Annotated in this window: 28 protein-coding genes; 11 read left to right on the top strand and 17 right to left on the bottom strand. The window is 59.5% G+C overall.

Annotated features, from left to right (window positions below):
• Positions 1–2: 2 nt before the first annotated feature.
• The 4 genes from PHU01S_RS06965 to PHU01S_RS06950 are packed head-to-tail and all read left to right on the top strand — an operon-like array spanning position 3 to position 3,223.
• The gene (locus PHU01S_RS06965; protein WP_127506804.1) at positions 3–860 is read left to right on the top strand and encodes an ABC transporter permease; all 858 of its coding nucleotides are present in this window, start codon (positions 3–5) and stop codon (positions 858–860) included.
• Positions 861–885: 25 nt separating this feature from the next.
• Entirely contained in the window at positions 886–1,887 is a 1,002-nt protein-coding gene (locus PHU01S_RS06960; RefSeq protein WP_127506802.1) for an ABC transporter ATP-binding protein, read from the top strand.
• Entirely contained in the window at positions 1,884–2,996 is a 1,113-nt protein-coding gene (locus tag PHU01S_RS06955) for an ABC transporter ATP-binding protein (RefSeq protein WP_084781227.1), read from the top strand. The genes PHU01S_RS06960 and PHU01S_RS06955 overlap by 4 nt, the downstream gene beginning before the upstream one ends.
• The gene (locus PHU01S_RS06950) at positions 2,996–3,223 is read left to right on the top strand and encodes a hypothetical protein (RefSeq protein ID WP_049867179.1); all 228 of its coding nucleotides are present in this window, start codon (positions 2,996–2,998) and stop codon (positions 3,221–3,223) included. The genes PHU01S_RS06955 and PHU01S_RS06950 overlap by 1 nt, the downstream gene beginning before the upstream one ends.
• A 211-nt stretch (positions 3,224–3,434) precedes the next feature.
• On the opposite strand, the gene fosB is transcribed toward PHU01S_RS06950, so the two are convergent.
• The 7 genes from fosB to PHU01S_RS06915 form a co-directional block, all read right to left on the bottom strand.
• Complete coding sequence (gene fosB / locus PHU01S_RS06945) at positions 3,435–3,860, bottom strand: metallothiol transferase FosB (protein WP_373864525.1); 426 nt, start codon at positions 3,858–3,860, stop codon at positions 3,435–3,437.
• Positions 3,861–4,010: 150 nt separating this feature from the next.
• The gene (locus PHU01S_RS06940) at positions 4,011–4,427 is read right to left on the bottom strand and encodes a GNAT family N-acetyltransferase (RefSeq protein WP_127506798.1); all 417 of its coding nucleotides are present in this window, start codon (positions 4,425–4,427) and stop codon (positions 4,011–4,013) included.
• Positions 4,428–4,542: 115 nt separating this feature from the next.
• Complete coding sequence (locus PHU01S_RS06935) at positions 4,543–6,492, bottom strand: stalk domain-containing protein (protein ID WP_127506796.1); 1,950 nt, start codon at positions 6,490–6,492, stop codon at positions 4,543–4,545.
• Positions 6,493–6,636: 144 nt separating this feature from the next.
• Complete coding sequence (locus PHU01S_RS06930; RefSeq protein WP_076356618.1) at positions 6,637–6,864, bottom strand: hypothetical protein; 228 nt, start codon at positions 6,862–6,864, stop codon at positions 6,637–6,639.
• Between the two features lie 211 nt (positions 6,865–7,075).
• Positions 7,076–8,896: a ribosomal protection-like ABC-F family protein gene (abc-f, locus tag PHU01S_RS06925; RefSeq protein ID WP_127506794.1), complete on the bottom strand. Its 1,821-nt coding sequence runs from the start codon at positions 8,894–8,896 to the stop codon at positions 7,076–7,078.
• Between the two features lie 394 nt (positions 8,897–9,290).
• A complete protein-coding gene (locus PHU01S_RS06920; RefSeq protein ID WP_021878207.1) occupies positions 9,291–9,491 on the bottom strand; it encodes a hypothetical protein in 201 nt (66 codons plus the stop codon).
• A gap of 85 nt (positions 9,492–9,576) precedes the next feature.
• Positions 9,577–10,068, bottom strand: a complete 492-nt coding sequence (locus tag PHU01S_RS06915; protein ID WP_021878206.1) for an Hsp20/alpha crystallin family protein — start codon at positions 10,066–10,068, stop codon at positions 9,577–9,579.
• A gap of 181 nt (positions 10,069–10,249) precedes the next feature.
• Between PHU01S_RS06915 and PHU01S_RS06910 the strand changes: the two genes are divergently transcribed.
• From PHU01S_RS06910 to PHU01S_RS06885, 6 genes are all read left to right on the top strand, one after another.
• Positions 10,250–10,489, top strand: a complete 240-nt coding sequence (locus PHU01S_RS06910) for a spore germination protein (protein WP_021878205.1) — start codon at positions 10,250–10,252, stop codon at positions 10,487–10,489.
• Positions 10,486–10,698 (top strand): spore germination protein GerPB, encoded by a 213-nt coding sequence (locus tag PHU01S_RS06905; RefSeq protein WP_048748455.1) that lies wholly within the window; start codon positions 10,486–10,488, stop codon positions 10,696–10,698. Before PHU01S_RS06910 ends, PHU01S_RS06905 begins: the two co-directional genes overlap by 4 nt.
• Before the next feature lie 21 nt (positions 10,699–10,719).
• The gene (gene gerPC / locus PHU01S_RS06900; protein WP_127506792.1) at positions 10,720–12,726 is read left to right on the top strand and encodes a spore germination protein GerPC; all 2,007 of its coding nucleotides are present in this window, start codon (positions 10,720–10,722) and stop codon (positions 12,724–12,726) included.
• 5 nt (positions 12,727–12,731) lie between these two features.
• On the top strand, positions 12,732–13,085 hold the full coding sequence (locus tag PHU01S_RS26975; protein ID WP_069202423.1) for a spore germination protein GerPD: 354 nt from the start codon (positions 12,732–12,734) through the stop codon (positions 13,083–13,085).
• On the top strand, positions 13,082–13,621 hold the full coding sequence (locus PHU01S_RS06890) for a spore germination protein GerPE (protein ID WP_127506790.1): 540 nt from the start codon (positions 13,082–13,084) through the stop codon (positions 13,619–13,621). The genes PHU01S_RS26975 and PHU01S_RS06890 overlap by 4 nt, the downstream gene beginning before the upstream one ends.
• Positions 13,622–13,733: 112 nt before the next feature.
• Complete coding sequence (locus PHU01S_RS06885) at positions 13,734–13,853, top strand: YjcZ family sporulation protein (protein WP_021879232.1); 120 nt, start codon at positions 13,734–13,736, stop codon at positions 13,851–13,853.
• Positions 13,854–14,147: 294 nt separating this feature from the next.
• Here PHU01S_RS06885 and PHU01S_RS06880 read toward each other — a convergent pair whose 3' ends face one another.
• Positions 14,148–14,840, bottom strand: coding sequence for a class I SAM-dependent methyltransferase (locus PHU01S_RS06880; RefSeq protein WP_127506788.1), 693 nt, complete (start codon positions 14,838–14,840; stop codon positions 14,148–14,150).
• Positions 14,841–15,098: 258 nt separating this feature from the next.
• On the opposite strand from PHU01S_RS06880, the gene PHU01S_RS06875 reads away from it, so the two are divergent.
• Positions 15,099–15,473, top strand: coding sequence for a winged helix-turn-helix transcriptional regulator (locus PHU01S_RS06875; RefSeq protein ID WP_021879230.1), 375 nt, complete (start codon positions 15,099–15,101; stop codon positions 15,471–15,473).
• A 65-nt stretch (positions 15,474–15,538) separates the two neighbouring features.
• On the opposite strand, the gene PHU01S_RS06870 is transcribed toward PHU01S_RS06875, so the two are convergent.
• From PHU01S_RS06870 to PHU01S_RS06830, 9 genes are all read right to left on the bottom strand, one after another.
• Positions 15,539–16,081, bottom strand: coding sequence for an NAD(P)H-dependent oxidoreductase (locus PHU01S_RS06870; protein ID WP_127506787.1), 543 nt, complete (start codon positions 16,079–16,081; stop codon positions 15,539–15,541).
• 253 nt (positions 16,082–16,334) lie between these two features.
• Positions 16,335–16,922 (bottom strand): GNAT family N-acetyltransferase, encoded by a 588-nt coding sequence (locus PHU01S_RS06865; RefSeq protein WP_232313209.1) that lies wholly within the window; start codon positions 16,920–16,922, stop codon positions 16,335–16,337.
• An 81-nt stretch (positions 16,923–17,003) separates the two neighbouring features.
• Positions 17,004–18,980, bottom strand: a complete 1,977-nt coding sequence (locus PHU01S_RS06860) for a glycoside hydrolase family 15 protein (protein WP_048748450.1) — start codon at positions 18,978–18,980, stop codon at positions 17,004–17,006.
• Complete coding sequence (gene glgA, locus PHU01S_RS06855) at positions 18,962–20,425, bottom strand: glycogen synthase GlgA (protein ID WP_127506783.1); 1,464 nt, start codon at positions 20,423–20,425, stop codon at positions 18,962–18,964. Before glgA ends, PHU01S_RS06860 begins: the two co-directional genes overlap by 19 nt.
• A gap of 210 nt (positions 20,426–20,635) precedes the next feature.
• Complete coding sequence (glgD, locus tag PHU01S_RS06850; RefSeq protein ID WP_048748468.1) at positions 20,636–21,748, bottom strand: glucose-1-phosphate adenylyltransferase subunit GlgD; 1,113 nt, start codon at positions 21,746–21,748, stop codon at positions 20,636–20,638.
• Complete coding sequence (locus tag PHU01S_RS06845; RefSeq protein WP_049867168.1) at positions 21,745–22,911, bottom strand: glucose-1-phosphate adenylyltransferase; 1,167 nt, start codon at positions 22,909–22,911, stop codon at positions 21,745–21,747. The genes glgD and PHU01S_RS06845 overlap by 4 nt, the downstream gene beginning before the upstream one ends.
• Before the next feature lie 16 nt (positions 22,912–22,927).
• On the bottom strand, positions 22,928–24,844 hold the full coding sequence (gene glgB / locus PHU01S_RS06840; protein ID WP_127506781.1) for a 1,4-alpha-glucan branching protein GlgB: 1,917 nt from the start codon (positions 24,842–24,844) through the stop codon (positions 22,928–22,930).
• 297 nt (positions 24,845–25,141) lie between these two features.
• Complete coding sequence (locus tag PHU01S_RS06835) at positions 25,142–25,597, bottom strand: disulfide oxidoreductase (protein ID WP_021879222.1); 456 nt, start codon at positions 25,595–25,597, stop codon at positions 25,142–25,144.
• 33 nt (positions 25,598–25,630) lie between these two features.
• The gene (locus tag PHU01S_RS06830; RefSeq protein ID WP_246029161.1) at positions 25,631–26,344 is read right to left on the bottom strand and encodes a DsbA family protein; all 714 of its coding nucleotides are present in this window, start codon (positions 26,342–26,344) and stop codon (positions 25,631–25,633) included.
• Between the last annotated feature and the right edge of the window lie 59 nt (positions 26,345–26,403).

The raw sequence follows: 26,403 nt of genomic DNA, 5'->3' as shown, positions 1-26,403 counted from the left end.
TCATGAGCCAAGGATTCGCGGATTTCTGGAGAACGATCTATCGCAACAAGAAGTCGTTCAGCGGCGTCATCATCCTCGCCGTCTTCATCTTCATGGCGATTTTCGGGCCGATGCTGGCCAGCCTGGACATGACGGTCAAGTTCGACAACCGGTACGCAAGCCCTTCCTGGTCCCATTGGCTGGGCACGGACTACGGCGGCAGGGACACCCTCCTGCAGCTCGTCTACGGGTCGCGCGACGTGCTGACGATCGGGCTGTTCGCCGCTCTGTTCACGCTCGTCATCGGCTTCGTCGTGGGAGCGGTATCCGGCTTCGCCGGAGGCCGTACGGACACGGCGCTCATGTTCGTCACGAACCTGTTCCTCACCATTCCGAGCTTTCCCGTCCTGATGATCGTGGCCGCGCTCGTGCAGATCAAAAATCCCGTCTCCTTCTCCTTCATTCTCGCGGTCTGGTCCTGGGCTCCGCTCGCCCGGGCGGTCCGCTCCCAGCTGCTGTCGCTGAAAAACCGGGAATTCATCGTCGCCTGCCGGATCATGGGACTGCGCATGCCTTACATCCTGTCCCGCGAAATCCTGCCGAACCTGACTCCCTACCTCGCGATCAACTTCATCATGGCGGCGCAGGGGGCGATCGTAGCCAGCGTCGGCCTCATGATGCTCGGCCTCGCCCCCTACTCGCCGACGAACTGGGGCATGATGATCCAGCTCGCCGTGCAGAACACGGGCGGCATCTTCAACCCCAAAGGATACATCTATCTGATCTCGCCGATTCTCTGCCTCGGACTGTTCCAGATGTCCTGCATCTTCTTCAGCAACGGTCTGGAGGAAGCGCTGAATCCGCGGCTGAGATCGAACTGAACACCCTGAGAAAGGAGGAGCAGCTATGGACAATCTGGTCGAAATAAAAGGATTGACGATCGAGTTTCCGATGCGCGCCGGTACTCTGAAGGCTGTCAACCAAGCCGACTTTTCCATTCCGCGCGGCCAGATCACGGCTCTCGTCGGCGAGAGCGGCAGCGGTAAGTCGACGCTCGCGTCCGCCGTCATGCGAGCGGTAACCAGCCCCGGCCGCATCGCCGCCGGAACGATCCGCTTCGACGGCGAGGACATACTGGCGCTGAGCCGTAAGCAGCTCCAGGCGTACAAGTGGGAGAGAGCATCCATGGTGTTCCAGGCCGCGCAGAACGCGCTGAACCCGGTCGTGCGGATCAAGGATCAGATCATCGAGACGTACCGGGCTCATCGAAGCGGCGCTTCGGAGAAGCAAATTGTCGACAAGGCCCGCGACTTGATGGATTATGTGCGGCTGGAGCCGGACCGCGTGCTGCAGGCGTTCCCCCACGAGCTGTCGGGAGGCATGAAGCAGCGGGTCATGATCGCCTTCAGCCTGCTGCTCGATCCGCAGCTCGTCATTCTCGACGAGCCGACGACCGCGCTCGACGTCATTACGCAGGCGTATATCTTCGACATACTGGTCAAGATCCACAAGGAAATGGACATCACGATGCTGCTGCTCACCCATGATATCGGCGTCGTCGCCAAAGCCGCCGACCGGGTCGGGGTCATGTATGCCGGCAATATCGTGGAGGCGGGCAGCGTCTACGACATGTTCAAGCGCCCCAAGCATCCTTATACGGCCAAGCTGATGAAAGCGGTTCCCAGCCTGTACGACGACCTGTCGGAGCGCAAGGCGATTCCGGGCTCGCCGCCGGATCTGCTGCGCATGCCCCCGGGCTGCCCGTTCGCTCCCCGCTGCGAGCATGCCTTCGACGCGTGCAGGAAAGCTTCGCCATCCCGCGTCGTCTGGCCAGGAGGCCATGAGGCCTCCTGCCATCTGCATCCGGATTCCCAGACTGTATCGATCGCGGAGGTGCGTACATCATGAGCGTCAGAGAACTGGAGCTGGAGCGAGAGCCGCTTCGGCGCAGCCGGGAGCTGGCCCGCGCCGACGGGCAGCAGGCGCTGATGAGCCTGGAGGGCGTGAGCCTGTATTACGAGAGGCGCCGCGGTATGATGGCTCCGGCCGAGCAGGTCGGCGCCGTCGTCGACGTCGATCTCGACATTTATCCGGGCGAGATCATCGCCCTCGTCGGCGAGAGCGGCTGCGGCAAGACTTCGCTCGGCAGCGTCCTGACGGGGCTGGCGAAGCCGACCTCGGGACGGGTGCTGTTCCAGGGGGCGGACATTGCCGGGCTCAAGGGCGAGCGTTACCAGGATTTCCGCGGCGGCGTGCAGATGGTGCAGCAGGATTCCTATGCGGCGCTCAATCCGATGCGGACGATCTATCAGTCGCTCTCCGCTCCGATTCTGCAGCGCAAAATCGTCAAAGGGCGCAAGGCTGCCAGAGCCCGCGTCATCGAGCTGCTGGAGACGGTCGGACTGACGCCGCCGGACCGCTTTCTCGACAAGTATCCGCATCAGCTGTCGGGCGGACAGCGCCAGCGGATCCTCATGGCCAGAGCCATCTCGCTGAATCCGAAGGTCATCGTCGCCGACGAGCCCGTCTCCATGATCGACGTCAGCCTGCGCATCTCGATCCTCAACCTGATGGCGGAGCTGAACCGCAAGCTGGACATCGCCATCGTCTACATCACCCATGACCTCGCGACGGCCCGCTACATCGCCGAACGAGGGCGCATGGCGGTCATGTACCTCGGCCGCGTCATGGAGCTCGGCGGCGTGGACGATGTGCTGAGCCAGCCGAGGCATCCCTACCTGCAGGCGCTGCTGTCCGCGGTGCCGACGCCGGATCCCGACATCGCCAAGGCGATGCTGGAGCTGCCTCTGCGGAGCCTCGAAATGCCGAATGCGGCCCGGCCGCCTGCCGGCTGCCGCTTCCATCCCCGCTGCCCGCATGCCATCGATCTCTGCTCGCAGGAGGAGCCGCAGCTGCGCCCCGTCGGCGCCAGCGAGGCGGCCTGCCATCTGGCCGAGCAGACGCTGGCCGGCTGGCAGGAGAGGATGGCGGCGATCCGCGCCTCCAGAGACAGCTGATGGACGATCTGCGCCTGCTCGGCCGCATCGTCCTGTCCATGTCCTTTGTCCTGCTGCTGCTCTGCCTGCTCAGCTTGACGGCCGTGCAGCCCGGCTCCGCCTCGTACGCCGTCGTCATGATGGCGCTGTGGATCAATGTGATTCTGTCGGGGTCCATCATCCTGCTCTCTCTATGGGATCGCCGTCGGCGCCGCCGCAGGGATGAGCTTCATCCGGAATCCGACTGAGGCCAAAGAGGGGCTGTTCCAAAAGCCTATGGCTTTTGGAACAGCCCCTGGTGCCTTTGCGGCATCGCCAAGGGAGCGCAAGGCTCGAAACGGGCCCCGCAGCCGCTAAAGCGCGGCTGCGGGGCTTTTGAGGCTGAGCGCCTATCTGCGGAGCTCGACGAGGTGGAGCCGATGAAACAGAACCGATCGGCTACAATGAAAAATAGGCCTTTCACTCCGCCGGATAGTCCAGCTCGCCGAAGACCATATGGGGCTTCGTCTCCCGGTAATAATCCAGTCTGTCCTGCAGCGTCCCGCTGTGGAACTCGAACAGATGGCCGTCCGGGTCGCGGAAGTAGACCGACCTGCGGTCCCGTTCATCCCTTTCCCTGCCGGGCAGCACTTCGGCACCGATCGCCTCCAGGCGCCGGACCGCATGGTCCAGCTCGACAGCCTGCATCGAAAAGGCAAGATGCGTATAGGACAGCCGGATTTCGTCCCGGGGAATCTCCTTCTCTTCATTGAGAGCGATCCACAGCCCGCCCAGATCGAAATAAGCGAGGCTCCGCCCCTTCACCAGAAGCTTCGCCCCGAATGCCTCGGCGTAGAACGCGATCGATCTGTCCAGATCGGACACGGAAAAGCAGATGTGGTTCATGCCGTCAAGCTTCAAGTTGATTCACTCCGTCCACTTCATGATGTGAATGCCCGCTTCCCCGAGCCGATCCGGAATACCCGTATTGTGGATTCCCTGGCCATGGCGGATGAACAACACTTCCATCGGCTTCGTCATCGTCATTCTCCTTCCTTATCCTTTCGTCCCAGGCCTTCTCATGAACATCGGCCCGGACCGTTCGAATCCGTATTCCTCGTACAGGGAGTGCGCGTCTTTCGTCGCCAGGCTTCCGTTCAGCTTGCGGAGCCTGTCGGAGGACGTGATCAGCTCGACCAGCCTTCGGCCGAGTCCATGGCCGCGATGTCCGGAATCGATATAAACGTCGCACAGCCAGTACATCGTCGCGTCATCCGTCACTACGCGGGCAAATCCGACTTGAGCGCCTTCCCGGTAAATGCCGTAACAGAGGGAATTCTCAATCGACTTCGCGATCGCGGCCCTGTCTCTCCCGTTGGCCCAATAGCTCTCGCCTAAAAAGCGTTCAATGCACGCCGGATCAAGCCGATCCTTGCTGTCGCTGAACACGTACCCCTTTTCCGTCGTTTCCATTCCTGTCCCTCCTCCTGTTCCATGGCTCCATTGTACATCCGCCCGCTGGAAATTTCCGCAAAAAAACCGCATCTCGAGTCGAGATGCGGCAAAGAGTCCATTTCCGGTTTCTTGCCTAATTCTTGATCGCCGGCAGCGGCTGGAAGATCATCGTGATCGGCAGGTTGCTGCCGGATGCGATCAGATAGACGAGACTGATCGTCTCCGTGCTGTCTCCGGAACGGTACAGCACCATCGCTTCGCCTTGATCCTTGAGCACTCCGGATGCCGGCACGGGAATCAGCTGCCCGTTGACGACGAACGCTCCCGTGTACAAGCCTCCGCGAGGGTTCAAGGCGACCAGCGTCCGCGGCGACAGCTTGATGTTCATCTTGTACAGAACGCCGAAGTTGCCGATGTTGAGCTGGAGGGAGCCGGTCGTATTGTCGTACCCGTCCAGATACGGATCCAGCTTGTTGTCTCCCAGCACGATGCGCTGCGGAGTGTAGCCGAGCACGCCGGGAACGTCGATCGCGCGCGTCGCGTTGTTGAAGGAGCCCCGGGTATGCTTGCCGTCCGCATCCATGAGCGGCAGTCTCTCGAGCACCTTGAGCGGGTCCGTCTTCTCCGCGACAACGACGACACGGAACCGCAGCGTCTGATCGGAGGTCACGTCGGCGTAGGCCGAGTAGATCAGATTCGACTTGATGGCGGAAGCCGAGATTTCCTTCAGCACCTGCACGGACTGTCCCGGCTTGATGCTCGTATACGTAATCGGGCTCGGCGAGATGACGGAGTTCAAATACCGGACCGTAGACATTTTGCCGGTATTGACCTCGTACTGGTCCGGCCCGCCGGCTCCGAAATTCTTCACGCCGAACTTCGCGGTGTAGTTGCCTTCATTCGTCGCGATCAGATACATCTTGACGGGATATCCGATATTGTTCACGTTGTGGAACAGCAGGCGGATGTCGCCGGAGAACTGATCGTCGTAAGCGATGCCTTCGCTCGTCCAGCGCTCCGGGCTGTTGCTGCGGATCAAGCGGGAAGGCTCCGAGTGGAAGTCATACGATACGGTCGGAATATCGAGCACCGACTTGGCATCGACCCCGAATACGCCGCCTACCGGCTTGAACAGCTTGTCGTACTGGTCCTTCGTATACAGGACCTCCGTCGATACCGTGATCGTCTTGCTGATCGTGGAGGACAAGCCCTGGTCATCGATGACTTCCAAGGTGATCGTCTTGTCTCCCGCCTCGAAGAAGACATCCGCTTGGCCGATCCAGTTGCGTTTGGCGATCGCGTTGTTGTCGTCCGAGCTGAGATCGTTATAACGGACGTTCTCGCCGATCCGGTATACCGTCTTGTCCGTGGTGAAGTCCGCGACGGGAGGCTGGTTCGGGGCAAGCACCTTGATCGTCACCGTGTAGGGATCGCTCCATTGCCCGGCGGCATCCTGAACGATGCGGGAAATGGTGTACGTGCCTGGCTCGGCGAACACTTCCTCGCGTCCCGTCCATTCCTCGTTGATGATCGGCTGGCCGGAAGGAGAGCTGTAGCGGTCCAAATAGGTGACATAGTCGCCCGCATAGATCTTGGCCGGAGATACGGCGAACGCCGCGCTCGGCTTCGTGTCCCATTGCAGGGTGACCTGAGCTCCGGAAGCGCTCACGCGGCTTCCCGTCGCCAGACCCCAGGTGCGGATCGGAATCATGAGCGACCCGTTCTCGGAGTACGTATTCGCCTGGCCTGTCATTTTGGTTCCGTAGGCGGTTACTTCCTTGGTATTCATCTTGAAGCGGATCTCTCCCGCGGCGCTGCGGGCGATCGATTGCTTGGCCGCGGCATCATAGGATACCTGGAAGCCGTAACGCGCCGCCAGCGAGCTGAACGGCGCGTAGGATACTCCGTTTTTCATGACGAACGGCTGAGCCGCAGTAAAGGCGGTTCCGTTCAAAAACATTGTTTTGCTGTTTTTTGTCATCACGAGCGTCTGCGATGCTCCTTGAGCCGTCGCGCGCCCCATTCCTCCCAGCAGAGGCATGGTGAAGAGGGTCAAAACCAAAAGCCATTTGAGCGATTTCATTGCTAGTCTCCTTTAACTGTCCAACTGCTGTCTGTCCAACTGCTTCCGCTCACGGGGCAAAGCCCCTGTACAGTAGACATTTGACGGCCATTTCGGGAGAAAGTTGCGCTCAAGGCCGGAATTGCCATGAATTGGACACATGCCTCAGCGCGTTCCGTTGACTCTCATGTTCGTAATGAAGGCTCCGGCCATGACGACGAACAGCACAAGCGCCGCTATTCCCGCCATCAGCCTGCGGCGCCGGTATTTGGCCGCCTGCGCCGTATCAGCCCCGCGATGCAAGGCATCCGCGTAAGCCCTCTGAAGAAACATATACCAGACCAGCATCGCCACGAACCCCATGTTGGAGACAAACCATATTTTCTGCCACACGACCATTACCCCTTTTCGGCTCCATCCACTTGGAACAAACTAGCTTCGACTTTACCTCAACCGGCCGCCGTTAGCAAGACTTGCCAGGCTGCTTCCGGTTTCCCGCATGCGTCTCGCTCATTCATGTCGTCGATGGATATTCCTCATCGCCCGGCTGGACGACGATCCATGCCCATGAGAACATCCGCTTGCAATTGCCCGGTCACAGCCGTCACAGCCCGGCTCGCCGGCGCAGCTCCATCAGCCGCCTGCGGAAAGCCTGGCGCTCCTCCTCTTCCTCAGGCTCCGGCGCGCTCATCAGGACGGCCAGCTCTAGGCCGGCAAGCCTTTGCCCGTCGCTCCTGCCGCCGTTGTCCCGCTGCCGCTCCGCCTTGCTCTCCAGATAGTCCTCGTAGCTTCCCGGATACTGAAGAGGGTTGCCCTTTCCCCCTTCCTCGAAAACCAGGAGCCGGTTCACGGAAGACTTCAGCAGCGCCCGGTCATGCGTCGCCAGCACCATCGCCCCGTCGTAGCTGCGCAGCGTAGCCTCCACGACTTCCCTGGACTCGATGTCGAGGTAATTCGTCGGCTCATCCAGCAGCAGCAGATTCGATCCGCCCAGCATCAGCCGGAGAAAGGCGGCGCGGCATCGCTCTCCCATGCTGAGGTCCCCGATCCTCTTGTGCACGTCCTCGCGGGAAAATAGAAACGCGCCAAGCAGCGTCCTGGCTTCCGACTGGGTCATGTCCGGCAAGCCGAGCATCATGTCCAGCAAAGCAGCCTCGTTCGGAAGACGGTCGAGCTCCTGGGAGAAATAACCGATTTTCATCTTCGGATGGGATGATCTTCGGCCTTCGCATGGCTTCAGCTCTCCCGATAGCAGCTTCAGCAGCGTCGACTTCCCGCTGCCGCTCGGTCCCAGAATCGCGATGCGGTCGCCGCGGCTGATCGTGAGGCTGAACCGGCTCAATAGAGGCTTGGCGGATCCATAGGCGAAGCCGACCTCCTCCAGCCTCATGAACCGTGCCGCCTCGAATCCATCGTCCTCGAGCATCATCTTGAGGCGCGGCTTGTCGACGGGAGCATGCGCAGCTCCTTGCTCCAGCCGCTCGAGCGCAGATTCCTTGGCATGGAGCCGGGAGATGTTTTTCTTGGATTTGGATCTCAAAAAATCATTTTGCCCCGCAGCCTTATGGGCGGCATCGAACCACTGCTGATACCTGCGGATGGATTCCATCAGCTTTTGCCGCTCCTGCTTCTCTTTGCGGACTTTGGCCTCCATCGTCCTGCGCTCCGTTTCCTTGGCTTCCCGATAAGCGGTATAACCGCCCGGGTATACGCCCAGACCGTCCTCGCGCAGCTCCAGCACCTGCGTCGCCACATGATCGATGAAAGCACGGTCGTGAGAGACGAACAATACCGCGCCGGGAAACGCAGCCAGCCACTGCTCCAGAAAGACGAGCGATTCCTCGTCCAGATGATTCGTCGGCTCGTCAAGCATGAGCAGCTGCGGGCGGCCCGCCATCAGCCTCGCCAGCTTGGCCCGGGTTTTCTGCCCGCCGCTCAGGCTGCCGTATGTTTGCCCGCCCTCCAGACCGCCTAGCCCGAGCCGGCTCAACGCCTGATCCACCTCGAGCTCCCAGCCGTAACCGTCCATAGCTGCATAAGCCTCGGCAGACTCGGCGTAATCATCCAGGCCTGCCGCTCCGTCCGTAGCCGCCATGACGGCCGCTCCCTCCGTCATTCTCCTCCAGATCTCATACCGGGAAGGGTCGCCCATCCGGACGAAGTCGATCAAGGAAAGCTCGCCGACATCCTGCTCATCATGCTGCTCCATCAAGCCCCAGTCGGCGACCGGACAGCCTCGGTATACCGATCCGGAATCGAATTCGATCCCGCCGCGCAGGCCCGTCAGCAAAGTTGTCTTGCCGGAGCCGTTCCTGCCGAACAAGGCGGCGCGCTCCCCCGCGCGCAGCTCCAGATCGACGCCCTGGAATAACGTCTTGCCGTTCCATTCCTTGCTTATTCCTTTTGCTTGGATCCATAAGGTCATGCTCTCATCCCCATCCCCGGAAATAATAAAAAAACCGCAGCTGCGCAGCGGTCCGGATAGTGGTGCATATGGGGATAAGGATACAGGACCATGCCTCGAATCCCGATGATCGGAAGACGGCATATCCTGAAAGAAAGACCCTTAAACCGGCGCACGTATCCCGTCAACTGGCAGCATTCGCTCTGTTGGCTTCATGGGATCACGCGGGCTTACTTCATCGGTATAAGGTACCTCCGGTTTCTTCTCACTCATTCCACTATACCTGCGCCTTCCATTCCCTGTCAACCAGCCGGCTGTCGGGCGCTGCCGCCTGCCGGGACAGGCCTCGGGCCGCTAAGGAACTGAAGCCGGACGGAAACAAAAAAAAGGGCCTTCAAGGCCCGACTGCTTCCAGCTAGATATACCATAGATCCAACAGGATGTACATGACGACTGCGCTGACAGCGCCTCCTGCGAAATAGAACCAGCCGGCACGGAAGCGCTGCTGGAACATCCTCAATACGCCAAGGCTGAGAAGCGAAAAGATAAGCAGGATGAATACGGCTCCGAGCACGAACAAGCCTGGAGAAACATTGCTGACATCAACGGCGGTCACCGGCGACACTCCCTTATGTAAAATCCGTCCACTAGAATCATAAGGGAAGCGTTTGCCAAACGCAACAAGCCCAAGGTCCGGATCCTTAATCCGGACCTTCCTCGATGAAGACATCGATGTATTTCGACGGAGACTTCTTCTTCAGACGAACCCGGAGAACGCCTCCCTTGACGATTGCCCGCGTGGAACGGGGCTGGACGGGAGCAGGCAGCTGCAGGCTTTGCGGACGTCGTCCCGGCAAGCCCTCGATGCGCAGCCGCTCCTCCTTCACTCTGACCCGGAGCGTCTCGGCGTCGGCATCCCCCTGCAGAGGAAGCTTGAGCAGCAAGTAATCCTTGTTTTCCGACCACTCCGCCCCGAGCGAAGAAATGCCCGCTTTGAAATTCTCGCCCTTCTTGGCTTTGTCCGCGGTATCCTGCATGCCCGACAAGCCGGCTGTCGGATTGCCGCTGAGCGCGCCTTCCATCATCTGCTTGACGATGCGCGCCACCCACTCCGGCTCCTTCATCGCTTCGAAGCCTTTGGGCAGCTGCTGGCGAGCGAGCCATTCCTGCATCTGATCCCATTTGCTGCCCACGGGCAGAACCTCCCTCCGCTATGCTCCAGCCTATGCAGGCCGGCTCGATCAAGTGACAGCTTTCGAGCCGAGGCCCGCGCATCCCGGAACATTTGGGCGAATGCCGCATATAGTGGGGTATGGACGGCAGCCCGGTTCTCCCGGCCCTGCCGCGATTCAAGCGAGAATGAGGTGATTGAGAATGCCTGCTGCCGTCGGTTTCGTCAACATCGTCAGCGTCGGTTCCAGCGCCGTTGTCCAGTTCGGAGATACCGTCCAAATATCGCCGTCCAGCTCCTCCAAAACCTATGCAGGTTCAGGATCGTTCCTGACCGGGGGCTTGACGAACGCCAACAACGGACTCAGCGCTACCAATACCCTGGACCCCGATCTTCAGGATAACTCCAATAACGAAATCGGATCCGGAACGAACATTATATGAATCTGACCGTCCATCAGTCCATTACGATCCATCAGCTTCGCGTAGACAGCGTCGCCAACAGCTCCGTTCTTCAGATCGGCAGCGCCGGCTCCATTCGTCCTATATCCCAGCTGTACAATTCAGGAGGATTCAGCCAGCCTGCCGAGCAATTGACATCCAACGAAGGGGCTGACGCGCTGAATTTCGTTCCTCTGCCCAAACCTAGCTGACGCGAGAGGAGGATTCAGACGATGGAAAACGGCGATCGTTCTTCCCAATCGCCAGCCAGCCTGCAGCAGCATCCGGAGAACCGGCCCTTTCCATTCGGCTCCTCCTACGGCGGCATGGGCTTGCTCCCTCAGATCGGCAAAGGATTAGGATGGCCAGGCGCTGGCGGCAGCTGGCCCGGACTCAAGCTTCCGGGCGCCATGCCGGGCTTCGCCGGCCTCGCCGCCCAAGGCATGGGCGGATCGCTGCCGGGCCTTGCAGGAGGCATACCGGGCATGACCGGCCTGATGCCCGGGCTCGGCGGGCCGATTCCTTCGCTCGGATCCGTACCTGCCCTGAAGGCGATGTCGAGCGGAAATTTCCCTTATGAAGCCTCCTCCGGTGCAAGCTTTCCGCTAGGAGGACAGCCTGGGGGAGCCTTTCAGGCGGGCATGCCTGCTCCCGGCAGCTTTCCGCCTGCCGGATATCCGTCCGGCGGCTTCACCTCGCCGTATCCGGTCGGACAGCTCCAGCCTCCGCCGCAATCCGGAGGCTGGCCCGGCCCTCAGGCGGCCCCATGGCCAATGTCCGCTTCCGGCGGAATGCCGGCTGCAGCAGGTGCAGCAGATGGAGGAGGAGCTTCTCCGAATGCAGCCGGTGCCGCAGCTGCTGCAGGACCGGGCGGGAATAGTCCCTTATCGCCTGAGGCCCTCGCCGGATTGCCCCCCGGATTCAATGAAGCCTCCCTGGTCGGGTACCTCCAATCGATTGATCCCAACTGGGTAAGCAAATGGCAAAACTATGAGGGGTGGCCTTTTACGTCGCCTCCCTTTCCCATCGTAGCGGACTCCGCAGCCGGAGCCGGCGGTCCTGGAGAAGGATGGACGGCAGGGATGGCTGCGGACCCTTTCGTCTCATGCGCAGGCGATCTGCAAAATCCAGTCTGCCTGCAGGCCTGCCTGGCATCGATACTGCTTCGCTCAAGAATCCAGCAGCAGCAGATTTCGCAAATGTTCCTATATATGAAAAGCATGGATGAACGACTTCAGCAGGCGGAGAGCAAGCCGGCCTACACGATCGAGAAGCTGGAATACAACTTCGATCAGCTGAAGGTCGAACAGCTGGACGGAACGCTGAATATCGGCATGACGACGCCTTCAGAGTCGCAAATGCAGGAGTTCGGGCAGCTGTCGGTTCCGCAAAAGGTCGTCAATGGCGGCGCCTCCGTCTACCCGCTTCCCATTCCGGAGTCATCCCTCAAAGGTACGAATGCGCCGGGACCTCCAAGTCCCGGTGCTGCTGCGATCGTCCCGCCCTCTGCCCCCACGCCCTCGCAGTCCTTCGCAGCCACTGTCGTCCAGCCTTCTGTTGGAGCCAATGGCAATAATACGGTTACGATGCAAGGCTCCACCGTCCTTCCGGAGGTCGGCGCCGTTCCCGGACATGGCCCGGTTCCTGTCTCTCCGCCGGGATTCCCAAGTGCGTCTATGCTTGGAGCGCCTTCGGGAGCGGCATTTCCTCCCGGTTTTTCGGGTCCGGGCTTCAATGGCCCTGCAGCCGCCATGCCGCCGGGTTTCGGTTCATTTGGCGGCGCCAATCCGTTCCCCGGCTCCCAAGTTCCCGGCTTCTCGGCAGTCCCGCCTGCAGCCGACGGGATTCCGCCTGTCCCTCCGGGACAAACCGCGCCTTCTCCGGTTGCGGTCCCTTCAGCCGCAACCGGCAGCCTGCCCGGCTTCGGCGATGTGAGGGCATCGGTGGATGCTTACTTGAATACGCTGGCGCAGGATGCGATGAGCCGGGAAGCCAAGGCCTTGAAGCTGCAAATGGATCCTTATCACCAAAAAATGGTCATCGAAGATGTGCGCCGGCAAATCCCGGAAAGAATCCGCCACTACATGGCCGACGAGCAATCCAAGCAGCAATCGCTCCCTCCAGCCGAAAGATTGGAAGTCCGCCAGCTTCTCCGCAAGGCTTCCGAGCGGACGATAAGGGATGCGGAGCTGGCCTTGACCGCTTACGTGCAAAACTTGGCTAAGCACCCGAAAGGATGATGGCAATGTCCATGAATGTGAACATTACGAATCATATGCTTTGCGTGGGAAGCTTGGAGCTTGTCGGGGTCGCCGCAGCTTCATTGCTTCAAATCGGCGATACCGACAGCATCACGCTCTATTCCATCTTCGACACCCCTCCGGAATCCGTCATCATCGGCCCCTTCGCCCCGCTTCCGGCTCCAGCCGAAGGCTCGACGCAAGCCGGCGCCATCCAGAACGAGGGAGGCCAGACCGTCGTTCCTCTGACAGGAACCGGAGGTTCGGGGCAGGCCGAATCCGCCTCGGGTTCAACGATTCCATTTGGGAACGGCTCCAGCTTCGTCAGCCCGAACGGCTCCATCACGATAAGCCCATGATCGAAAACGACGCATCGATTCGAACTTCGTACGTCGGGTCGTTTCAACTGATCAATACCGGGCTTTCCTCCGTCATCCAGTTCGGAGATTCGGCGTCGATCAGCGCCAAATCTTCCGGCCTTGCCGTCCAGCGCCAGCTGGACAACCGAGCCGGAGGAGAGGTGGATTTCGCCAGCTACGACTTGTTCAGCACGCCATTCAGCCTTCCGCAAGAGGAAAGCGCCGACGCTGCCGACATCCGAACGCGGACCGTCAACCCGAATCCAAGCATCATGGTAGGCACGGTCAACATCATTACCTGCAGCAGCGCTTCCGTCGTCCTTACTGGCAACGCCATGGATACGCTGATGGAATCCAGGCTCAAGCACTTCCGCCAGTATGCCTACAGTCTCGGCTCCACCTCCGTTCCCAATCCGGCTCTGTCGCAGGCGATCGAGACGGCCCACAACGAAAACGATGGAGCCTCCGCAGGCCCGTCCGGCAGCGAAAGTCCTTCTTCGAGCGGCGAGGCCGTTACGACGACCCGGGACAATTGACTATGTCCATAAGCCCGCTTCCCGCATACATTGTCATTGTGAAGCTTAAGCTGCTGCGCTAGGCGCAGGGCTGTCAGCTTCAAATGAATCCATGTTACAGGAGGTATGCTTGATGGGTTATCCTGTTGCAGGAGCAGCCGCCGGCTGCGGACCTTATTGGGGATCGAGCATAGGGGTCATTCTCGTTCTATTCATCCTGCTCGTCATCATCTCCCGAGCTTTCTTCATCTAGCATAGAAATGGAGCCGAAAAAGCAGCTCCCGGAAGGTTCCGGGAGCTGCTTGCTGCGCTTTCCGTACAGCCTCGTTACATGGATAAGCTTGGCGGAACGCTTGCGGGTTCGGCTTGGCGCTGCGTGGCTTTTCCGGGTGCCTTTGCAGAGCGGCGGGGCGTTTTCAGGACGGCTGTGGAAATACGCTCGGAGCAAGCTTCATGGCCTTGCGGACAAGCCCGGCGCAAGGCGCCGGCGGGCATCGGCACCGTTCTCCTTGGAACATGCTGCGCTCACCATAAGCGGATCCAATCTTCACTCCAGCTTGCGATGCCACACGCCGGCGAATTCCGGCACGATGCTCCAGCCGTTCCGCCTGACCTTCTCCGCCGTCTCCGGCCCGAAAAAGGCGCCTGTCCTCGCCGCTGCCTCCCGAACGTCCGCAAAGCGGTAATCGACTCTGACGACGGTCCTCTTGAATCCATACCGCTCTTCAAGGCTTCGGAAATACGGCAGCAAATGCTCCGGCGGAGCAGGCTCTTCGGCAGCCGTTCCATAATTTTCGAACAGCACGACGTCGCCTCCGGGAATCCCGATCCGGTTCATCTCCGACTCTATCGCCGCCAGCCTCTGCTCCCACCCCTGCTGTGACGGGGCTACGCCGTAGCAGATCGACCAGCCGCCCAGAATGAGATCGTAAGCACAGCTGTCCAGCCCCGTGCCGGCATGATCGGCCACGGCCAGCTTCAGCTTGCCCTCAGGCTGCAAGCCCGCTTTTTCCCGGAGCCTGTCCAGCATTTGCTCCGATGTGTCCACCGCCGCGACGGAAGCCGCCACAGGCAGAACCTGCAGCGTCAGCCGGCCGGTTCCTGCGCCTAAATCCGCGATCCGCTTGCCGCTCGGATCGGCCAGCTTCCGCAAAACCGGAAGCAGGCTTCGCTGAGCGCCGATCAGCGCGTCGTAATTGGCTGCTTCTCCCCTGCTGTAGTACTGTGCATCTCTGGTCATGTCATCGCCTCCGAAACCATCATGCGCCTTGACGCGGCGTCAAGGTCAAGAGCGCATCTCCATGCAAGTGGAGGCGCAGGACGTTCAGGAGGAATGCGCTCCCGGAGGAAGGAACCGGCAAGGCATTGAGCTGTCCGTTTCGAAATGATAGGATGAGTCCATGACGCCATCCGTCCCGGCAGCAGCCTGTCCAAAGAAAAACGAGGCCCTGACCGGAGAGGCGGCCTTGAGCGATGTTCCATAAGGAGGTAATCGTGCATGGATAAAACAAGCTGCGCTCCGTCCGGCATCCAGATGAAGGACACCGGCTTCGACTACACCTTGTCCGTCATCTGCGGCAAATATAAAATGACTCTGTTGTACTGGCTCTCCCAATATAAGGTCATGCGCTTCAACGAGCTGCAGCGGGGAATCGGCACCATATCCTTTAAAACCTTATCCGTCATGCTGAAGGAGCTGGAGACGGACGGTCTCGTCCGTCGCGAGGAATTTCCGCAGATTCCTCCCAAGGTGGAGTATTCCTTGACCGAGAAAGGGCAGTCGCTCATTCCCGTGATGGATATGATGTGCGACTGGGGAGAGAAGAACGTCAAGCCGGCCGAGCAGGCGGAGACGGCCCATCTTCCGACATAGCGGCATCCAGGCCAAAAAAGCAGTCCCTCCATGGGCAGGAGGACTGCTTTTTTGGTTGCTGCCGGTTAAAGCCGGCTGAGAAATTCAATATAGCCCTGCGCGCTCCGGTCCAGCCGCTTCAGGTAGTCCGCATTCTCCACCGTCTCGTATTCGGTGCCGTAGAAGGCATAGAAGTCCTGATAATCGGAACCGCAGTAACGGAACGTCGTTTCGAATGGGGACAGAATCCGGTCAAGCCCGCAGCGGAGCTTTCCTTCTTCGCTGAAATCCAGCCTCGTTCCTCCTGCGGTTACAGCCAAGGCTGTTTTTCGATTTCTTAGCTTGTCTCCCTTCGACCCGTACGCCCATCCGTAAGTGAACACATCGTCCAGCCACTTTTTAAGGAGCGGAGGAGAACTGAACCAGTAGATCGGGAACTGCAGGACAAGATGGCCATGCGCTTCAATCAGCTCCTGCTCCTTCTCTGCCTGGATATTTCCATCCGGATAGGCTTTATGCAGTTCATGGACCGTGTAGCGGTCGGGGTATTTGCGGAGCTCTTCCAGCCAGCGCCGATTGACGACGGATGTATCGATGCCGGGATGCGTGACGACGACAAGTGTTTTCATAGGGTCGGCCCTCCTCGAGCGTTCTGTTTTGTACGCTTTTGAGTATAGCCGGCGTTGCGCCGTCGCATAAGTACGCACTTTCCGTTCACATACTTACCCCGAGGTGAGCATCGGTGCCGGACTCCGACGCTTCATCCGCTCACCGGACGAGGCGGACGGAATCGGAAGCCGCCCGTGAACCGGGGGGTTGCCGCATAGAGGCCCGCAACAACCGCGGTCCAATTCCGCAACCGCTCTTCCCCGCGGCTGCTTCCTATCGGCCCGAGCGGCCGGCCGCCTGCTCCTCTTCCGCTTCGAGAGCTTCGTTGAGCAGCACCATATGATAATGGTCCTCCCATTTTCCGTTGATCTTCAAATATTTGCGGGCCAGCCCTTCCTCCTGGAACCCCAGCTTGCGCACGACCGAGAGAGAGGCTTCGTTGCGCGGAATGATATTGGCCTCGATCCGATGCAGCTTCAGGACGCCGAAGCCGTAGTCGACAATCGCCTTGACGGCTTCCGGCATATACCCTCTGCCAAGCAGTCCGCTGTCCAGCCGGTAGCCCAATGTGCTGCTCTGAAACACGCCGCGGATGATATTGCTGAGAGCGACCGAGCCGATGACGGTGTCGGGATCTTCCTTCAAAAAAATCCACAGCTTGCACATTCGGCCCGCTTCCATTTCGGCCCGGTCCGCCTCCAGCATTTTCCGCTGTGCGGTCAACGAGTAGAAGGATTCGTCGCGCAGCGGCTCCCACGGCTCCAGAAACTCGCGGTTGCGGCGCGCATACGAAGCTACGGCAGCCGCATCCCCCGGCTCCGCCGTCCGCAAAATCAATCGATCCGTCTCCATGCTTTTCATGTTCATCATCCTTCCTCTGTTCAGGGCGAAAACAAGTCCCGGCTCCAAAAAGGAACCGGGACTGAAACCATCCTATCCAGTTTATACAGGGCCCGCGCTTCCCGCAAGCTCCTTGTACTTGGCCGCGTACTTGCTCACGCTCTGCACGAAGGTCGCATGCGACCAGGTGAGCGGAGCGACGGACAGCGGCGAGCCGTCATAGGGATTGAGCTGCTCCGGCAGGACGCCGCTCTCCAGCGACTGGCGGACGACCCACTCCAGCGTGCGCCTGGGAGCTTCCAGTTCGGCCAGGCTCGTCGCCGACTCGATCTCGAAGTTGGCCACCCACAGCGTGCAGATAATCCATGGGTTCCCAGGAACCCGGTCGATCTCCCCGGATTGCTGGAAGTAATAGTCGTTCGTATAACGGGCGATGCCGCCGACTTCGGTACGCACCGCCAGCCCTTCCCGGATCGCCTGCATCGTGCCGATGACACGGTGATCGGTCGCCGGCAGCACGCCGAACTCCAGAACGGCGAACAAGCTGCTCTCCAGCGTCATGTCCTTCACCCAGCGCCCGTCCTTCTGCACGAGTCCGCGGGCGAACCGGCCGCTGTCCTCATCCCATAGATGGGTCAGCATGCCCTGCTTGATCTCCTCGGCGGTGCGGCGGTAATGGTCGCTGCGCTCGTAATCGCCGAACAGCTCCGTGAAGAAGCTTGCCGCCATGAGGCCTCCATATACGGAAGCGGTCGTATACGTCCAGATGCCGTAGCGTTCCTCCCACAGGTCGTAGCTCGGCTTCGGCAGCGACATCGAATGCTCCATGTAGCTGCTCAGGAAGGCGGCCGACTTGCGGATGAGGCTGCTGTACAGCGACTGGGGCAGCTCGATGACCTGATGGCGCTTGTAGTCTCTCCAGAGCGCGAACAGGACAAGCGCCGTCTCGTCTTCCTGGATCGGGAGCCGCTTGGTTCCCTGAACCATGTAAGGATGCCAGCTGGAGCCTACGGTTCCGTCCGGATTGAATTTATGGTACAGATATCCTTCCGGAGTAAGCGCCTGCGAGCAGAAGTGGAAAAACGGCGCGATCACGCTCTGATAGCCTGCCAGCGACATCGCATCGGCGACCAGCGCTCCATCCCGCGGCCACATGTAGCTGTAATGGTCCCGGTTGTACTGAAGGATATCGGTATCGTTGGCCGCGATGATGGCGCCCCGCTCGTCGGTCTGCGTCCTCACCATGAGCAGGCTGAGGCGGAACATCCGCGCCACTTCCGGAGGCAGGTCGCCCAGATCCCTCTCCGCCCTGCCCAGCCAGTGGTTCCAGTAGATGACGATGCGGCTGAGCAGCTTCTCGGGATGGTTCTCCTGGACGTACTGGTTCAGCTCCTTGACCTCTTCCAGGCTCTTGCCGATCGACATCCAGTAATAGACCGTCTTCTCGCCGCCCGCCGGAACGACGGTGCGGAAGCTGATCGTGCTGTCGACGGAGCCCTGTGCGATCGCATTGCCCATGAGGGTGCCGTCCTCGGCGTCCCTCCATGTTCCTTCCGCCGAATGGAACCGCTTGATTCCGGTCGAATACTGGGTCATGCCGCCTTCGTCGGAAAATCCGTTGAACATGAAATACGACGAGCGCTTGTAGTGGAACAGCGTATGGTTGTCGGGATAGTAGGCGGCCGTATCGCCAACCTCGGATCCGTCGATCATGAGATCCTGGTGGAAGAACAGCCGGTATTCCCTCTCCCTGTCCGACAGGTTGCGGATGACGACTCGCTTGAGGTAGATGCATTCGCGCTGATGGATGCCGTCGTTCATCTGCAGCTCCGTCTGGAGCCCGCCATGGCGGGCGTTGACGTTGGTGACGAGAGAATCCTCGATATAGTCCAGCTTGGACTCCCAGGCCGAATCCTCCAGCCAGCTGAATTGTCCCTCGGTCCAGATGCCGAGGCGGCAGTATTGGCCGCCGACATGGTTGAGCTGTCCGACGTACGGATAATAGATGTCCCGGATGTAGCTGTTATGGTCAAGGTTGAGAAGCATTTTTCCGTTGCCGATTACAAGGTGACGGGCCATGATTCCTTCTCCTTCCGCTCAGGTGCTAGTTGTTCGTAGAGGCCGATGTAGGACTTGGCGGAACGGCTCCAGCTGTAATCGTCCTTCTCGCCGTTGCTGACGATCACCTTCCAAGCTTGTTCGTTGCGGTAATAATGCAGCGCCCTGCGGATGGTATACAGCATGTCATGGGCGTTGTAATGCGCGAAGCTGAAACCGTTGCCTTCCCCAGTGTATTCGTTGAAAGGCTGGACGGTGTCCTTCAGCCCTCCCGTCTCTCTCACGATCGGCACCGTTCCGTAGCGCAGCGCCAGCAGCTGGCTGAGGCCGCAAGGCTCGAACTGGGACGGCATGAGATACAGGTCGGAGCCGGCGTAGATGCGGCGCGCGAGCCCGTCATCGAAGCCGGTGCGGATGCTGCATTTGTCATACCGGGAATGCGAGGCCTGGCGGAACATCTCCTCGTATTTCCATTCCCCGGAACCGAGGATCGCGAACTGCACGTCTTCTTCGAGCAGCTCGCCGAAGACGGCGTCGATCAGGTCGAAGCCCTTTTGCTCCACCAGCCGGGACACGATGCCGATGACCGGAACGTCCGCCCTCTCGGGCAGGCCCATCTCCCGCTGCAGGGCGAGCTTGTTGGCCAGCTTGTACGGAGCGGAGCCGCCCAGCTTGGCGTGGAGCGCCTCATCCGCAGCCGGATCGAAGTCGGCCGTGTCGATGCCGTTGACGATGCCCGCCAGATCGGCCGCTCTCCAGCGCAGAAGGCCGTCCAGCCCTTCCCCGTAATAAGCGGTCTTGATCTCCTCGGCATAACTCGGGCTTACGGTCGTAAGCTTGTCCGCGTAGAGAAGTCCGCCCTTCATGCAGCTCGCCGCACCGTGGAATTCCAGGCCGCCTTCGCTGAAAATCTCCGGCCCCATCCCGATCATATCCATCATTTCCTGCTGGCCGAATATGCCCTGATACCGCAGGTTATGGATCGTGAATACGGTACGGATGCCGCCCAGAACCTCATCCTGGAAGTAACGGCGCTTGAGCAGGAAAGGCACGAGCCCCGCCTGCCAATCGTGGCAGTGCAGCACATCGAAGCGGGTGTCCATCCTGCGGACCGCTTCGAGCACGGCGATGCTGAAGAACACGAAGCGCTCCGGATCGTCGCCGTAGCCGTACAGTCCGCCCCGGCGGAAGTAATGCTCGTTGTCGATGAGATAATAGACGACTCCGCCGACCTCTCCCCGGAGAAGTCCGCAGTATTGCATCCGCCATCCCATCTGGACCGAGAACGTGTCGATCGTCTCGAAATGCTGCAGATGCTTCCAAGGGATGCTTTCATATTTGGGCAGGATTACGCTGGCTCCCACCCCGTTTTCCAGCAAAGCTTTGGGCAATGCGCCGGCCACGTCGGCAAGGCCGCCCGTCTTAGCCAGGGGCACAGCCTCCGATGTCACGAACAATACATTCACGGCAGGTTCCCTCCTGGACAGCGCAAGCGGCGGCAGCTGTTCCTGCCTGCCGGCCGCCCGCCTGTCTTTCTATCATCTAGTATCGGTTTGGAAGAGTCATTCTATTCGCTTTTAGAGAAAAAAGCTGCAATTGCTAGATAAGATGGACCTCGGCTGGAAGGAGGCGACCTCCCTCTAGAGAGAAAAAGGTCCCGATAAGAGAAAAGACCATTAAATGGTCTTTCTCTTGCCGGATACGAAAGGCATGCTTTCCGCGCCGCGGATGTCGCGGTCGGCTTCAACGCTGCTTTCCTTATCCAATATGACCCGGTCAAGCCGGGTGCCCGCTCCGATCGTTCCGTTCTGCATGACGATGCTGTTGCGGATGACGGCGCCTTTGCCGACGTGGACGCCGCGGAACAGCACGCTGTTGATGACGGTCCCTTCGATCCTGCAGCCATTGGCGATCAGGGAATTGCCCGTCATCGCTCCTTCGAGATAACGGGTAGGAGGCTCATCCTTGGTCTTGGTGTAGACCGACCCCGGCTGGAAGAACAGCTCCCTCCACACCTCGGGGCGAAGCAGCTCCATGCTCGTGCGGTAGTAGGATTCCACCGTATTGACGACGCCGAGGAAGCCCTCATAGAGATAGCCGTATATTCGCAGGCTGTCCAGGCGCGAGAGGATCGCGTGGCGGACCAGATGGTCCTGCCCCTGCGCCAGCGAGGTCTGCACGAGATCCATGAGAAGATCCTTCTTCATGACATAGATCTCCATGGAATGAAGCGAGCTGTCCATATTGCCGAAATGGTCCTGCATCTGAACGACGCGGCCGTCGGAGGCAAGCTCGACCTTGCGCGTCTTGCCGCCGAGCATGTCGGCCTGCTGCTTGCAGACGACGGTAACGTCGGCGTTCATCTGCTCATGGTAATCGAGCACCGCGTCGAGATCGATGTTGCACACCATCTGGCTGCGGGTCACGACGACGTACTCCAGCTTGCAGCGCTGGAAATAGTCGCGATGCTGGTAGAAGTGGAACAGGTCTCCCCGGCTGAGCTCCTGGATGCTGTCCGAAGCCGGCGGAAGAATGAAGAGGCCGCTCTGCCTCGTATGCAGATCCCAAGGACGGCCGGATCCCAGATGGTCCATGAGGGAGCGGTACTTCGTATGGGCGAACACGGCTACCTTGTGGATGCCGGAGTTGACCATGCTGGAGAGCGTGAAGTCGATCAGCCTGTATCTGGCCCCGAACGGGACGGTAGCCGGGCAGCGGTATGACGTGAGGCCTTCCAGCTCATCCGTCTCGTGGATAAGGTTCACGACGCCCATCGCTTTGTTGATCATGGCTGCTCCACCTCCTGAAGTTTTGGACTTCTGCTGATCTTCTCGTCGCTGCCGACGACGGCGATGTCCGGACTGTCGGGGGATCCCATGACGACGCCAGGCTCGATGACCGCTCCCTCGCCGACGATGGCGCGGTAGAGCTTCACTCCCTCGCCGATGATTGCTCCCGGCATGATGACCGATTCGCGGATGAAGCTGCCGGCGCCGACTTCAACGCCATGGAACAGGACCGAACGCTCGACGACGCCTTCGACGACGCATCCCTCGGTGACGAGAGAGTCGGAGATGGATGCCTCCGGAGAGACATAATGGGCCGGGCGGTTGTGGCGGGCGGAATAGATTCTCCACTCGTCGCCGCCGAGATCGAGCTGAGGCTCGGCGCCGAGCAGGTCCATATGCGCCTCCCAAAGGCTGTCGATCGTGCCGACGTCTTTCCAATAGCCCTTGAACGGGTACATATGGAGCCTGATGTCATCCTCCAGCATGCGCGGAATGATATCCTTGCCGAAGTCGTGGCTCGACTTTCGGTCTCCTTCGTCGAGGATGAGGTATTTCTGCAGCACTTTCCAGGAGAAGATATAGACTCCCATGGAGACCACGTTGCTGACGGGATGCTTGGGCTTCTCCTCGAAATCCGTCACGCGGCAGTTCTCGCCGATATGCATCGTGCCGAACCGGCTGGCTTCCTTCAGCTCGACCTCCAGACCGGCGATCGTCACATCCGCTCCGAGCTCCTTGTGATGCTCCAGCATCTTCTCGTAGTCCATCTTGTAGATATGATCGCCGGAGATGACCAGCACGTATTCCGGCTCATAGCGGTCGATGAATCCCATATTCTGATAGATGGCATTGGCGGTTCCTTTGTACCAATCGCCGCCTTTTGATTTGACGTACGGGGGGAGCACGGCCATTCCGCCGTCGCTGCGGTCGAGCCCCCATGGGCTTCCGATGCCTAAATACCGGTTCAGCTCAAGCGGCTGGTACTGAGTCAGGACACCGACCGTGTCGATGCCGGAATGCATGCAATTGCTCAAGGTAAAATCGATAATCCGGTATTTGCCGCCGAAGTGGACGGCCGGCTTGGCCAGATCCTTCGTCAGGACTCCCAGCCGTTTGCCTTCTCCGCCGGCAAGCAGCATGGCGATCATCTCTTTGTGGCCCATGGTACCCATCTCCTCGTCAATGTGTTCCCCGCGGCCGGAATTCTAGGAGCTGGAAGCTGAGCGGGGGCAATTCCACGGTAAGGCTGTAATCTCGTCCGTGCATGGGTTCAGGCTTGCTGAGATAGTGGGTCGGCAGCCCGTCAAGGCTGCCTCCATATATGGAATCGCCGCTGTGCAGAAGAAGGGAGTAGCGCCCCTTCTCCGGCACGCCGACTAGGAATTCCCCATAGTTGCTGCGCGAGAAGTTCGCGACGGCCACGACGAACCTGCCGCCCTCGCCCCTGCGGATGAAGGAGACGACGCTCTGGGAAGCGTTGTTCGCGTCGATCCACTCGAAGCCTTCGGGATCGTAGTCCTTTTGCCATAGAGACGACAGCTTGCGGTAGAGATGGTTCAGCTTGCGTGAATAGTTCTGCATCTGCCGGTGGGAGTCGTACTCCAGCACCATCCAGTCCAGCGATTCGCTATCCTTCCATTCGTCGAATTGCCCGAATTCTCCTCCCATGAACAGAAGCTTTTTGCCGGGATGGGTCATCCAGAATCCGTAAAACAGGCGGAGGCCGTCGAACTTCTCCCCGTAGCTGCCGGGCATCTTGTTCAGCAGCGAGCGCTTGCCGTGCACGACCTCGTCATGGGACAAGGGCAGCACGAAATTTTCGGTATAAGCATACATAATGGCGAAGGTAAGAAGATTATGCCGCTTCGGCCGCTCGGAAGGATCAAGCTGCATATAACGGAGCATGTCGTTCATCCAGCCCATATTCCATTTGAAGTTGAAGCCAAGCCCCCCTTCGTGGACGGGAGCCGTCACGCCGGGCTCGGACGAGCTGTCTTCGGCGATCATGAGGGCGTTCGGGAAATAACGGAACACGGTTTTGTTGAGATTCCGCAGGAACTCCACCGCCTCCAGATTGCGCGTCCCCCCGTACCGGTTGAGGCTGTGCATCTCAGGCGGCTTATCCATCGTCAGATCCGTCATGCTGGCCACGGCATCCACGCGAAGGCCGTCCACGTGGAAGATGTCCATCCAGTAGATGGCGTTGGAGATGAGGAAGCTTTGGACCTCGGTCCGGCCGTAGTCGAAAGCGTTGGTTCCCCACAGCGGCTTTTCCGCCAGCTTGGGATCGGCCCCCTCATAGATCGGGGTGCCGTCGAACTGCCTGAGCCCCTGCTCATCCTTGCAAAAGTGGGCGGGCACCCAGTCGAGGATGACTCCGATTCCCTTGCGGTGGCAGCGGTCGATGAACTTCATCAGGCTCTTGGGACTGCCGTAACGGCTCGTCGGAGCGAAATAGCCGGTGATCTGGTACCCCCAGGACTTGTCGAAGGGATGCTCGGCAAGCGGCATCAGCTCGATGTGGGTGTAGCCCATCTTGACGACGTAATCCAGCAGCTCGCCGCCGATCTCGTCGTAGGAGTAAAAGATTTCCTTGCCTTTGATCTTCCAGGTTCCCATATGGATCTCGTAGGTGAGCATCGGCTCCTCGTAAGGAGATGCGTTTTGCTTGCGGGCCTGCCATTCCTCGTCCTTCCACTTGTAGCTGCCGAGATCGGCTACGACGGATGCCGTGCCAGGCCTCAGCTCCGAGGCGAAGGCGAACGGATCCGCCTTCATCAGCCTGCGCCCGTCGGCAGCGATGATCTCGTACTTGTACATCGTCCCGGCCTTCAGGCCCGGAATGAACAAGGACCAGCAGCCGGTACTTCCTGCCGGCTCCATCGGATGGGAGGATCCGTCCCATCCGTTGAAGTCGCCTGCGACCCGGACTTCGCGGGCGTTGGGCGCCCAGACCGTGAAGCGGATACCGCGTCTTCGGTTCTCGAGCGCGCTGTGCGCGCCGAAGGTGCGGTAGGCGTGATGGGCCTCTCCGCGATTGAACAAATAGAGATCTTTCATGAAAGCTTTATCCGGCAAATCTTGTACGATTGGCATGGGGCACCTCCGGAGGAATGGGCTGTTCGGGGCGGTCGTCATGTTCGGCATGCCTAGTCCTTCAAGTATATCAAAACATCCGGATAAGGAGATAAAAATCGTCATGTAAACGCTTTATAAACGGACTCGCCTTAATCATATACCCACGCCTTTAGTCTTACAAACCAAAACTTGTATGCAATTAAAAAAAGCCTGCATCGGATGCAGGCTGGGGCATTTGAAACGGTGAAAAGCATGTCGATTCTTGTCTGGATATGTCTATGGTCGCAGTTGACGCAGGTTCTGGTTCCTTCCTGCCTAGGATCGGCGCGATCCCTTTCCGCCTGTCAGCAGGCAAACGAGGATGGCCGCGAAGGCAGTCATCGACAGGAGAGGAATCGTAATGAAGCCGAGCCAATTGAGGTAGTCCCGGTTGCACGGCACGCCAGACTTGCACGGCACGAATCCAGCGAGGGAAGGATTCCAGATTTCAAGGTTGTGGTAGAGGGCGATCAGGAACCCCGCGGCAGCCAGAGGAAGAGCGTATTTGGCGATGCCCCTGTCCCCTTTGTATACCGCGACGCCGAGAATGACGGCCAGCGGATACATGGCGATGCGCTGGTACCAGCAGAGGTCGCAAGGAATGAAGCCTTTGACCTCGCTGAAGTACAGGCTGCCGAGCGTCGCGACGAGGGCGACCATCCAAGCGAAATAAAAGCGGTAACGAGGCCAGAAGCCTTCGACCGGCTGCTCTTCTTCTTCACTCCGTATCATGCAGTCTCCGTCACTCCTTGGGGGCGGTTAGGATCATTTGCTCGCGGCCTCGATCTGGCCCTTGAGATCGTTGTAATCTTTGAAGCTGACCAGCTTGCCGTTCAGGAACAGCGTCGGAGTGCCCTGCACGCCGGACTTGGCGGCCAGGGAATTATGCTCCTTGACCCGGTCTGCGTAGACGCCGCTTTGAATCTCCGCCAGCATCTTGTCGTAATCGATGTCGAGCTTCGCCTCCTTGGCGATCTGCACCAGCTTCTCAGGCGTCGCCCATGCGGTGTTCTCGTCTTCTTGATTGGCATAAAGAGCATCATAATAAGTCCAGAAAGCGTCCGGCTTCTGCGTCCGGACCGCTTCAGCGGCTTCGGCGGCCGTACTGGAATCCTTGCCGATGAAAGCGTAGTTGGCGAAATAAAGAGCTGCTTTGCCCGTGTCGATGAGATCCTTTTGAAGCTGAGGCTTGTACGTCTCCGCGAACGTCTTGCAGCTCGGACATTTGTAATCGCCGAATTCCACAATCTTGACCGGAGCGTCCGCGCTGCCCAGTCGAGGCAGGTCGGCATAATCGAAGTCATACGCCTTGGACTGGTTGTTGATGCCCAGAACGATGAAGACAGCTACCGCCACTATGGCGAGGGAGAGCCAGATCAGCGCCCCGTTGCCGCCTTTTTTCTTGTTCGGATTGACGTAGGCTTTGCTGCCTTGGCTCTTGTTCCTGTTCCTGCTCTTGTTGGCGGAGGTTTTGCTCAAAAGGGCGTCCAACCTTTCTGTGATCCCTTGAATCGGATCGTTCATGATTTGGGATGAAT

This window comes from Paenibacillus humicus NBRC 102415, from assembly GCF_004000905.1.
GTDB lineage: Bacteria > Bacillota > Bacilli > Paenibacillales > Paenibacillaceae > Paenibacillus_O > Paenibacillus_O humicus.
The sequence above is the reverse complement of the archived record's forward strand: the minus strand, read 5'-3'. Positions and strand labels throughout refer to the sequence as shown.

What these genes read in the sequence shown, in the direction of transcription:
- PHU01S_RS06965 (WP_127506804.1), top strand. Translation starts at nt 3, where the DNA reads ATGAGCCAAGGATTCGCGGATTTCTGGAGAACGATCTATCGCAACAAG.
- PHU01S_RS06960 (WP_127506802.1), top strand. Translation starts at nt 886, where the DNA reads ATGGACAATCTGGTCGAAATAAAAGGATTGACGATCGAGTTTCCGATG.
- PHU01S_RS06955 (WP_084781227.1), top strand. Translation starts at nt 1,884, where the DNA reads ATGAGCGTCAGAGAACTGGAGCTGGAGCGAGAGCCGCTTCGGCGCAGC.
- PHU01S_RS06950 (WP_049867179.1), top strand. Translation starts at nt 2,996, where the DNA reads ATGGACGATCTGCGCCTGCTCGGCCGCATCGTCCTGTCCATGTCCTTT.
- fosB (WP_373864525.1), bottom strand. Translation starts at nt 3,860, where the DNA reads ATGAACCACATCTGCTTTTCCGTGTCCGATCTGGACAGATCGATCGCG.
- PHU01S_RS06940 (WP_127506798.1), bottom strand. Translation starts at nt 4,427, where the DNA reads ATGGAAACGACGGAAAAGGGGTACGTGTTCAGCGACAGCAAGGATCGG.
- PHU01S_RS06935 (WP_127506796.1), bottom strand. Translation starts at nt 6,492, where the DNA reads ATGAAATCGCTCAAATGGCTTTTGGTTTTGACCCTCTTCACCATGCCT.
- abc-f (WP_127506794.1), bottom strand. Translation starts at nt 8,896, where the DNA reads ATGACCTTATGGATCCAAGCAAAAGGAATAAGCAAGGAATGGAACGGC.
- PHU01S_RS06910 (WP_021878205.1), top strand. Translation starts at nt 10,250, where the DNA reads ATGCCTGCTGCCGTCGGTTTCGTCAACATCGTCAGCGTCGGTTCCAGC.
- PHU01S_RS06905 (WP_048748455.1), top strand. Translation starts at nt 10,486, where the DNA reads ATGAATCTGACCGTCCATCAGTCCATTACGATCCATCAGCTTCGCGTA.
- gerPC (WP_127506792.1), top strand. Translation starts at nt 10,720, where the DNA reads ATGGAAAACGGCGATCGTTCTTCCCAATCGCCAGCCAGCCTGCAGCAG.
- PHU01S_RS26975 (WP_069202423.1), top strand. Translation starts at nt 12,732, where the DNA reads ATGTCCATGAATGTGAACATTACGAATCATATGCTTTGCGTGGGAAGC.
- PHU01S_RS06890 (WP_127506790.1), top strand. Translation starts at nt 13,082, where the DNA reads ATGATCGAAAACGACGCATCGATTCGAACTTCGTACGTCGGGTCGTTT.
- PHU01S_RS06885 (WP_021879232.1), top strand. Translation starts at nt 13,734, where the DNA reads ATGGGTTATCCTGTTGCAGGAGCAGCCGCCGGCTGCGGACCTTATTGG.
- PHU01S_RS06880 (WP_127506788.1), bottom strand. Translation starts at nt 14,840, where the DNA reads ATGACCAGAGATGCACAGTACTACAGCAGGGGAGAAGCAGCCAATTAC.
- PHU01S_RS06875 (WP_021879230.1), top strand. Translation starts at nt 15,099, where the DNA reads ATGGATAAAACAAGCTGCGCTCCGTCCGGCATCCAGATGAAGGACACC.
- PHU01S_RS06870 (WP_127506787.1), bottom strand. Translation starts at nt 16,081, where the DNA reads ATGAAAACACTTGTCGTCGTCACGCATCCCGGCATCGATACATCCGTC.
- PHU01S_RS06865 (WP_232313209.1), bottom strand. Translation starts at nt 16,922, where the DNA reads ATGAAAAGCATGGAGACGGATCGATTGATTTTGCGGACGGCGGAGCCG.
- PHU01S_RS06860 (WP_048748450.1), bottom strand. Translation starts at nt 18,980, where the DNA reads ATGGCCCGTCACCTTGTAATCGGCAACGGAAAAATGCTTCTCAACCTT.
- glgD (WP_048748468.1), bottom strand. Translation starts at nt 21,748, where the DNA reads ATGATCAACAAAGCGATGGGCGTCGTGAACCTTATCCACGAGACGGAT.
- PHU01S_RS06845 (WP_049867168.1), bottom strand. Translation starts at nt 22,911, where the DNA reads ATGGGCCACAAAGAGATGATCGCCATGCTGCTTGCCGGCGGAGAAGGC.
- glgB (WP_127506781.1), bottom strand. Translation starts at nt 24,844, where the DNA reads ATGCCAATCGTACAAGATTTGCCGGATAAAGCTTTCATGAAAGATCTC.
- PHU01S_RS06835 (WP_021879222.1), bottom strand. Translation starts at nt 25,597, where the DNA reads ATGATACGGAGTGAAGAAGAAGAGCAGCCGGTCGAAGGCTTCTGGCCT.